The organism is Deltaproteobacteria bacterium, assembly GCA_005879795.1.
Taxonomy (GTDB): Bacteria; Desulfobacterota; Binatia; order DP-6; family DP-6; genus DP-6.
In genome coordinates, this window is sequence record VBKJ01000117.1 from 1 (window position 1) to 8542 (window position 8542).

Sequence of the window (8542 nt, forward strand, 5' to 3'; positions counted from 1 at the left end):
CCCTCGGCGCTCTCGATCATGCAGTCGCCCGCGAGGCCGCGCGCGAGCGAGCCCGGCTCGGACATGGGCGCGGAACGATAGACCCAAGGCCGCCACCCGCGCAACCTCGAGAGCCCGTGCGTGGCTCTCAGCGCTGCATGGGGAGCGTGAGCTGGCGTCGATCGCGCGGGCGGGCGACGGGCTTCCGCTCCGGGCCCGTGTGCCGCCCCGTGCGCAGCATGCGGACGGCGTCCTCCAGCGCGACGCCGGTCGCGCGGCAGTAGCGCTGGAGCGCGGCACCGAGCGCGAGCAGCTCCGCGTCGCCGCCCCAGAGCGCGGTCATGCCCTTGAGACGCCGCCAGGTCGGCACCAGCGTGCCGCCGAGCCAGCGGCGCACGACCGAGGGCGTGACGTGCAGCGCGCGCGCCATCTCCGTCACGCCGACGCCGTGCATGGTGCGCACCGCGGCCAGGTAGCGGGGCACGGTGACGATCGACCGGCTCATCACGCGCCCTCGGCCCGGCGGGCCGCGCGCCGGCGCCCGAGGCGACCCACCCGCCGCTCGACCAGCGCGTCGGCCCGCGCGAGCAGCGCCTCGTTCGGCGTGTAGCGCTCGATCATGTAGGAGAGGTCGCCGAGGTCGTGGATGAGGAGCTGGATCGCCCGCTCGCGCCACTCGGGGCTCTTCACCACCTTCATCATGTCGACCACCACGTCCTCCAGCTCGGAGGCCTCGAGGTCGATCGCCATCTCGAAGGCGCGCTCGAGGCTCACGCCGCCACGCGCCTCGCGCAGGTAGGCGGAGACGAGCGAGCGCAGGCGGGTCGCGGTGCTGGGATCGAACCAGACGCGCGTCTTCGCGGCGCGGTGTGGATCGGACTCGAGGATGCCCTCGACCAGCGCGAGCGCGCCGCAGTGCCCGGCCTCGTGGCGCGCCATGCTGAACCAGAAGTTCCGGACCTCGGCCGGGCGCGGAAACGCCTTCACGAACCCGACGTAGAGCGCCATCGTCTTCTTCTCGAGCTCGATGGCGGTGTCGAGGACCTCGCGGATGGTCGTGCGCCGGGCGCGCGGCCGGAGGGCAGGCATCGCCACCTCCCTTAGCAAAGGGGTCGCCCGATTGTAAAAAGAGCCGTGGACGAAGGCCTGGTCACCGAGCTGGAGAGCGCGATCGCCGACACCGGGGCGCTGGTCGTGTGCGCGCAGAAGTACCGCCGGGGCACCGGGCCGGAGGGCGCGGCGCTCCTCGGGGCGGCGCTCGCGCTCGGGGACGAGGCGCGCCGCCTTCACCGCCGCGACGCGCTCGACGCGGCGGGCGCCGCACGCCTGCTGGCCGAGGCCCGCGCGCTCGCGGAGCGGCTCCGGGCGCTCCTCGCCGAGGTGCGCGCGGGTGCCGACTACCGCGCCGCGGTGGCAGCGCACCGCGCGGGCGACCGGGCCGCGCTCGCCCGGCTGCTGCCGGCCATCTTCGCCGGGCTCGAGCCGGCGTCGGCGCCCGGCGACCTCTTCGCGACGCTCGCCTGGCTCCGGCGCGGGCGGCTCCGGCTGGCCGAAGACGTGGTCGCCGAGGTGCTCGCCGCGCGCACGGAGGGGCTCGCGGGGGACGGCGACGACCTCTCGCCCGGTGCCGACCCCGAGCTGCCCGCCGTGACGCTCCGGAGCGACGCCCTGCCCACCGAGCCGCTCGTGCTCCGCCTCCCCGCCGCCGCCCTTCCCGCCCCGGTCCTCCGCCTGGTCGAGAGCGGCGACTACCTCGTCCACGCCGCCCGCCTGCCGGCGCCCGTCGCGTTGCGGCTCGCCGCACGGCTCGAGACCGACGAGGACCTGCGCGTCGAGCTCGCGCCGGCCGACTACGCGCGCTGGCGCGACGCGGTGGCGCGCGCGCTCGCCGCCGCGGGCGTCCCCGTCGAAGCGGGCTAGCACATCCAGGGGCCCGCGCGCGCTCCGGGGCTCCGCCGGCCTCCGCGTCAGGCGCCGAGGCGCGCGCGCAGCAGGGACACGGCCTCGCGCAGCGTCGCGTCCTTCTCGAGCCGGCGCTCGATCGCACCGAGCGCGTGCACCACCGTAGAGTGGTCGCGGCCGCCGAGCTCGGCGCCGATCCTGGCGAGCGGCACGTCGGTGTGCTGGCGGCAGAGGTACATGGCGAGGTGGCGCGGCACGGCGAGGCGCGCCGTGCGCCGCGGCCCGGAGAGCTCGTCGCGGGCCACCTGGTAGTGCTGGCACACCTCGCCGATGATGCGCTGGACGGTCGGCCCGCGGCGCGCCACGGGCGAGGGCCCGAGCGCCTCGCGCACGAGCGCGAGGTCGACGCTGCGGCCCGAGAGCGAAGCGTAGGCCTCGACGCGCGTGAGCGCGCCCTCGAGCTCGCGCACGTTGGCGCACCACTCCTCGGCGAGGTAGCTCGCCACCTCCGGCGTGAGGCTCACCCCGAGGCCGCTCGCCTTGCGCTCGACCAGCGCGCGGCGCAGCGCCGCGTCGGGCGGCCGGACGTGCGCGAGCAGGCCCGAGGCGAAACGATAGCGCAGCGCCTCCCCGATGCCCGGGAGATCGTGTGGGGCGCGGTCCGAGGCGATCACGATCTGGCGCGCGCTCTCGTGGAGCGCGTTGAAGGTGTGGGCGAACTCCTCCTGCGAGCGGCGCTTCTCGGCCAGGAACTGGATGTCGTCGATGACCAGCGTCTGGATGCCGCGGAACTTCCGCCGGAAGCGGTCCATGCGGCGCGCCTCGAGCGCGGCGATCATCTCGTTCACGAAGTTCTCCGCGGTGAGGCACTGGACCGCGCCGGAGGGGCGCTCGCGGGCCAGGTCGCCCGCCACTGCCGAGAGCAGGTGGGTCTTGCCGAGCCCGCAGACGCCGTAGACGAAGAGCGGGTTGAAGCGGAGGCCCGGCTGTGCCACCACCGCGCGCGCCGCCCCGTAGGCGACGCGGTTCGACTCACCGACGACGAAGTTGTCGAAGGTGTAGCGCGAGGGCGCGAGGCCCCCGCCGCGCTCGGCGCGGCGGGCGGGGAGCGCAGCGGCTCGCGCCGGTACGCTCAGCTCCCGATTGACCAGGAGCACGACGTCCGCCCGCGAGCCGCTCGCCTCGCTCACTGCGCGCACGAGCGCCGGCATGAAGTGATGCTTCAGCCAATCGCGCGCAAAGCCGCTCGGCGCCTCGAGCGTGAGCGTCTCGGCGGACCAGCGAGCCGCACGCAGGGGCGCGATCCACGTGTCGTAGTCCTTGTCGAGCAGCTCACCGCGCAATCGGCGCTGCGCCTCGACCCAGATGGTGCCCGGCATCCACCGCCCCCTCTTCGCCCGACCCGCGTCGGCCTTCCGAAGATCCACCGCGCGACACGCTCCACAGGCTGGGGAGAAGTCACCCAACTCCCCGGCCCGCGTGCTCACCCGGCTGCGGCCACCCCGAAGACACCACTCCGCCCCACCGCCGCCTCCCGCTCCGCGAGACGGCCGCGTCCAACCCTTCACCCCATCGCATCGTCTAGAAAGGAGAAAACGAGAAGGGGGTCTGATACTCCCGCTCGCAACGGAATGCAAGTGGAAAATTGATCCGCGCGATCGGCGCGCGGCGCTCAGCGTGCCGTCGCGCCCGCGAGCGCGGGCAGCGGCTCGACGCCGGCGTGCGTGGCGGCCTCGTAGTAGCGCAGCGCCTCCGGCAGCCACGCCTGGATCTGCTGCTCGCGCGTGCCGTGACTCGGATGCGTGGAGAGGAACTCCGGCGGGTTGCTCCTCGCGGCGCGCTCCATGCGCTGCCAGAAAGCGAGCGCGCCGTGTGGATCGTAGCCGGCGCGCGCCATGAGCAGGAGCCCGATGTGATCGGCCTCCGACTCCTGCGTGCGGCTGTAGGGAAGGAGCACGCCGAGCTCCGCGCCGAGCCCGTAGGCGGCGAGAATCGTGTTGGTGCCGGGTCCGCCGCCGAGCCACGTGCCGAGCAGCGAGCCGCCCGCCTGCGCGACGAGCCCCTGGCTGATGCGCTCGGCGCCGTGGCGCGCGAGCGCGTGCGCGATCTCGTGCCCGAGCACGACCGCGAGGCCGTTGGTACTCTCGGCGATCGGGAAGATGCCGGTGTAGACAGCGACCTTGCCGCCGGGCAGGCAGAAGGCGTTCTGCTGCTTCGGGTCGTCGATCACCACGAAGCGCCACTTGTAGTCCGGACGCTCGGCGACGCGGGCCAGGCGCTGCCCCACCGCCTCGACCGGCCCGTTCACCGGCTCGCGCCCGTCGACGTGGCTCTTGCTGAGCACCTGCTGGAAGGCGCGCGCCCCGAGCTCGTTCTCCTCCTCCGCCGAGATGAGGATGAGCTGCGAGCGGCGCGTGTAGGGCGCGGCGGCGCAGCCGGCGAGCAGGGCGGCGAGTGCCACGCGCGCGCCGCGGCGGAGCATGCCCTCGCTTAGCAGGGCACTGCGCCGCCGGCAACGCGGTCGTCAGCCGCCCTGCTTGTCGCCGCCCTGCGCCTTCAAGGTGGCGTCGATCATCTCCTTGAAGGCGTCGAGGGAGCGGCCCGTCGCCCGCTTGCCGTTCACGAAGAAGGTCGGCGTGCCGGTCACGTCGGCGGCCTGCCCGTCCGCCATGTCCTTCTTGATCTCCTGCTCGACCTCGGGCGCGTTGTAGTCCTTCTCCCAGCGTGCGACGTCGAGCCCGATCTTGCCCGCGTACTCCTTCAACTTCTCGAAGCCGAGCTCACGGTTGTTCTGGAACAGGGTGTCGTGCATCTCCCAGAACTTGCCCTGCTTGCCGGCCGCCGCCGCCGCTTTGGCCGCGGGCATCGCGTTCGGGTGCATGGTCGCGGGCAGCGGGAACTGCTTGTAGACGAAGTTGACGTCGTTCGGGTACGCCTTCAGGACCTGGTCGACCAGACTGGCCGACTGGGCGCAGAAGGGTCATTGGAAGTCGGAGAACTCGGCGATCGTGACCTTGGCGGTCTTCGGGCCGCGGACGTAGGAGCTGGAAATCGGGATGTTGTAGACCTTGTTCGGGTCGATCTGTGGCCGCTGCGCGGGCGCGGCCGCCTTCACCTGCTGTACGGCCTTGTCGAGGTTGTCGAGCTTGGAGAGGATGTCCTTCTGGCCCTTCTTGATCTCCTCGACGTCGGCCTGGTTGGTGCCGCACGCGGCCAGCGTCACCGCCCCGAGGAGCACCATCCGCACAGACCTGCTCAGCATCACGCACCTCCTGGATTGGTCGGATTAAAGAGAGGCGCTCCCCGGGTGTCAAGGCCGAGGCTACGACGCCGCCCGGGCCGACGGGAAGACCCGGCCGACCGGGGCCCCACGAGACGTCGCGGCCGCCCGCACGCCGCCACCCTGCCTCCCGTCCTCCTCGGGGGGGTCGGGGAGCCTGCCACGACCCCGCCCTGTTCGCTTATTGACTAGTTATTGGCTTTGCGTTACGCGCAGCCAGCCTTTTTCGGACCGAGAGGAGGAGGGCATCATGCGTCACCAGAGGACTTTGGCTCTCGGAGTACTGGTGGTCTTCCTGGGCACCGGGTGCGCGCTGCGCGACCGGAAGTGGGGGACCTGCGCGGTCGCCGGCGGCATCATCGGCGCCACCGTCGGCGGCGTGACCGGCGGCGTCGCCGTCAACAACACCAAGGAGCATCCGCGGAACGAGGAGCGCGGGGCCGCGATCGGCGGTGGCATCGTGGGTGGCGGCCTCATCGGCGCGTTGCTCGGCCACGCCATCTGCGACCCCGAGAAGGAGGCGCCGCCACCGCCGCCCGCGCCGCCACCGCCACCGCCGCCGCCCCCCGCGAAGGCGGAGCCGATGGTGACGCTGCACGGCCCGCAGTTCGACTTCAACAAGGCGACGCTCAAGCCGGGCGGCAAGAAGATGGTCGACGAGGCGGTCGACGTGATGAAGGAGAAACCGGGCCTGAAGGTCTCGGTCGAAGGCCACACCGACTCGATCGGCGCGGACGCCTACAACCAGAAGCTCTCCGAGCGCCGCGCCGGGGCGGTGCGGGACTACATGGTCTCGCAGGGCATCGACGCCGCCCGCATCAGCGTGAAGGGCTTCGGCAAGACGAAGCCGATCGCGAGCAACGCGACCGCGGCCGGCCGCGCCGAGAACCGGCGGGTCGAGATCATCGCGCAATGACCGGGGCGCCCGCGGGCGCGGCCGGCTCCGGTCGCGCCCGCGGGCGCGCGTGCTTGTCCCGCTCCGTCGCCTCGACTAGGACAGACGGGTGTCGGACTTCAGGTCGGACTTCAGCGCCTGCTTCCTCCTCGTGTTCGGCCAGCTCGCCGTGGGCGGGCTCGCCGCCCTCGCCGTGCCGCCGTTCTCGGTCCTCGAGCGCGGCTTCTACAAGTCGAGCGCCGGGGTGTTCGTGGGCTGCGCCGTCCTCTACCTCGGCGGGACGGTCGACCTCGCCCTCCGCGACCTCGCTCTCCGCGGCCGCACCCCGATCGGGCGGGGCGAGATCGCGCTCTGGTCCGCGTTCACCATCGCCCAGGCGGCCTACCTCGCATCCCTCTGGGGCGAGGTCGCTCGCCGGCGGGCGCGCACGTTCTCCCTTGCGCTCCTCCTCGGCCTCGTCGCGCTCTCCGTGAGCGCGAGCCGCTACCGGATGGAGCCCCTCCTCTCGCCCGCGACGGTCCTCTACCCGCTCGCCTTCGTGACCGGCGCGCTCGCCCTCGGCGCCGTCGCGACCGGCATGCTCCTCGGGCACTGGTACCTGATCGACCTCGGCCTCTCGCTCGAGCCGATGCGGCGCCTCTTCCGGTACTTCGTGACCGTCGTGGTGACGCACCTCGGCGTGCTCACGGTCACCATCCTCGTGATGGCGCTCGCGCCGGGCGGTGCCGTCGCCGTGGGTATGCTCTGGCGCGACCACGCTCTGCTGCTCGCCGCGCGCTTCGTCCTGGGCCCCCTCGCCGTTCTGGGCGTGGGCTTCATGATCCACCGCACGCTCGAGATCCCGCAGACCATGGCGGCGACGGGCCTCTTCTACATCGCGATCCTGTTCGTGCTGGTCGGCGAGCTGCTCGGGCGGCTCATCCTCTTCCGCACCTCGTTGCCCCTATAGCGCGAACGGTTGCCTCGCGGCGCGACCGCTCTCATACTGGTGCTGTGCGATCACTTCGCCCCTACGAGGCGGAGCTGCACGGGTCCCTCGATGCGGTCCTCCGCGAGGCGGGCGCGTACTTCGTGAAGCAAGGACGCCTGCACGAGACGCTGCATCGCCTCGCCTCCCGGCTGGACACCGAGGGCATCGCGTACGCCCTCCTCGGCGGCATGGCGCTCGGAGAGCACGGCTACGTCCGCATGACCGAGGACGTGGACGTCCTTCTCACCCCGGAGGGGCTCCGGACCTTCCAGGAGCGTCTGGTCGGGCGGGGCTACGTGGCGACGCACCCAGGGGCCACGCGCAGCTTCCGGGACTCCGATTCCGGGGTGCGGATCGAGATCCTGGTCGCCGGTGAGTTCCCCGGCGACGGGAAGCCCAAACCGGTCAAGTTTCCCGATCCGAGCACGGCCGCGACCCTCGTGGAGGGCCTGCGGGTCCTCACCCTGCCGCGCCTCGTCGAGCTCAAGCTCGCCTCGGGGGCGAGCGCCCCACACCGCCTCCGGGATCTCGCGGACGTCCAGGAGATCATCAAGGCGCGCCACCTGGGCGCCGACTTCGCCGCGGAGCTCGATCCGAGCGTGCGCGCGGCATACCTGGAACTGGAACGCGCGGTTCGCGAGGCTAGTACACGCGGATGACCGTCACGCGCAGCCCGCGCGACGTCCAGCCGACGTCGAAGCCCACCGCCATGCCCTCGCGCAGGCCGCCGACGCGCGGGATCGGGCCCAGGATCTGCACGAAGGGGAACTTGAAGTGGTACTCGCGGCCGGTCGCGTCGCTGACCAGCGTGCCGCTCTCGCTGCCGTAGTACACGCGCTTGATGGTGCCACGGTAGTACCAGTCGTGCGAAGCCGCCGGCTCGGGAGTGCCGCCGCCCTCTGCCCGCTCGTCCGTCATGCGGGAGGTGCGGTCGCCGCCGCCTCGGCAGCGATCGCGGAGAGGCGCTTCTCCCCGACGCGGTCGACGAAGGACGGGAAGCTCTCGCCCGCCTGCCGCTCGCGCTCGTAGACGCGCGCGAGGGCCGCGATCGCCGCCGCCGTGTCCTCCTCCGCAAAGCGCCCGAGCCGCTTGCCGATGCGCGCCCTCCCCTCGCCCACCGCGCCGCCCACCAGGATCGAGTAGAAGGGCCGCTCGCCGCCGTCGGGCGTCTTGGCGAGGTGGCCGGTGAGCCCGATGTCGCCGACGTGGTGCTGGCCACAGGAGTTCGGGCAGCCGCTGATCTTCACCGTGAAGGGACCGAGGCGCTCGGCGAAGCCGTCGCTCGACTCGGGATGCGCGGCGAGGTGCGCGCGGATGCGCTCGGCCATCCCCATCGAGCGCGTGATGGCGAGCGAGCAGTAGTCCATGCCGGGGCAGGAGACGACGTCATTGATGGAGGTGACGTCGGGGTTGCCGAGCTCGATCTCGACCAGGCCCGCGTGGAGAGCCGGCAGCGCCGCCGCCGGGATCCATTGCAGGACGAGGTTCTGATCGTTCGTCGTGCGGATGGTACCGT

The 8542-nt window shown here is 72.5% G+C and carries 13 protein-coding genes; 4 read left to right on the forward strand and 9 right to left on the reverse strand.

All coding sequences use genetic code 11. The features are described from left to right. Positions 1-127: 127 nt before the first annotated feature. Complete coding sequence (locus tag E6J59_06205) at positions 128-484, reverse strand: hypothetical protein (GenBank protein ID TMB21257.1); 357 nt, start codon at positions 482-484, stop codon at positions 128-130. Further along, complete coding sequence (locus E6J59_06210) at positions 484-1068, reverse strand: hypothetical protein (protein TMB21258.1); 585 nt, start codon at positions 1066-1068, stop codon at positions 484-486. Before E6J59_06210 ends, E6J59_06205 begins: the two co-directional genes overlap by 1 nt. A gap of 45 nt (positions 1069-1113) precedes the next feature. On the opposite strand from E6J59_06210, the gene E6J59_06215 reads away from it, so the two are divergent. Beyond that, positions 1114-1899, forward strand: a complete 786-nt coding sequence (locus tag E6J59_06215; protein ID TMB21259.1) for a hypothetical protein — start codon at positions 1114-1116, stop codon at positions 1897-1899. A gap of 47 nt (positions 1900-1946) precedes the next feature. Here E6J59_06215 and dnaA read toward each other — a convergent pair whose 3' ends face one another. The 5 genes from dnaA to E6J59_06240 all read right to left on the reverse strand — a co-directional run bounded on the left by dnaA (position 1947) and on the right by E6J59_06240 (position 5779). Beyond that, on the reverse strand, positions 1947-3260 hold the full coding sequence (gene dnaA / locus E6J59_06220; GenBank protein TMB21260.1) for a chromosomal replication initiator protein DnaA: 1314 nt from the start codon (positions 3258-3260) through the stop codon (positions 1947-1949). Positions 3261-3553: 293 nt separating this feature from the next. After that, the gene (locus E6J59_06225; GenBank protein TMB21261.1) at positions 3554-4363 is read right to left on the reverse strand and encodes a M48 family metallopeptidase; all 810 of its coding nucleotides are present in this window, start codon (positions 4361-4363) and stop codon (positions 3554-3556) included. A gap of 42 nt (positions 4364-4405) precedes the next feature. Continuing rightward, entirely contained in the window at positions 4406-4837 is a 432-nt protein-coding gene (locus E6J59_06230; protein TMB21262.1) for a hypothetical protein, read from the reverse strand. A 24-nt stretch (positions 4838-4861) separates the two neighbouring features. Next, positions 4862-5143, reverse strand: a complete 282-nt coding sequence (locus E6J59_06235; GenBank protein TMB21263.1) for a hypothetical protein — start codon at positions 5141-5143, stop codon at positions 4862-4864. 273 nt (positions 5144-5416) lie between these two features. Next, positions 5417-5779, reverse strand: coding sequence for a hypothetical protein (locus E6J59_06240; GenBank protein ID TMB21264.1), 363 nt, complete (start codon positions 5777-5779; stop codon positions 5417-5419). Here E6J59_06240 and E6J59_06245 point away from each other — a divergent pair. From E6J59_06245 to E6J59_06255, 3 genes are all read left to right on the forward strand, one after another. Continuing rightward, positions 5745-6077, forward strand: a complete 333-nt coding sequence (locus E6J59_06245) for an OmpA family protein (protein TMB21265.1) — start codon at positions 5745-5747, stop codon at positions 6075-6077. The two genes, E6J59_06240 and E6J59_06245, sit on opposite strands and share 35 nt — an antisense overlap. An 88-nt stretch (positions 6078-6165) precedes the next feature. Continuing rightward, positions 6166-7005, forward strand: a complete 840-nt coding sequence (locus E6J59_06250; protein TMB21266.1) for a hypothetical protein — start codon at positions 6166-6168, stop codon at positions 7003-7005. Positions 7006-7049: 44 nt separating this feature from the next. After that, a complete protein-coding gene (locus E6J59_06255) occupies positions 7050-7685 on the forward strand; it encodes a nucleotidyltransferase family protein (protein ID TMB21267.1) in 636 nt (211 codons plus the stop codon). Here E6J59_06255 and E6J59_06260 read toward each other — a convergent pair. Next, positions 7669-7944, reverse strand: a complete 276-nt coding sequence (locus tag E6J59_06260; protein ID TMB21268.1) for a hypothetical protein — start codon at positions 7942-7944, stop codon at positions 7669-7671. The genes E6J59_06255 and E6J59_06260 overlap by 17 nt on opposite strands. Next, positions 7941-8542, reverse strand: a 602-nt coding sequence (locus tag E6J59_06265; protein ID TMB21269.1) for a nitrite/sulfite reductase, incomplete at its 5' end; no start/stop codon positions are given. The genes E6J59_06260 and E6J59_06265, both read right to left, overlap by 4 nt.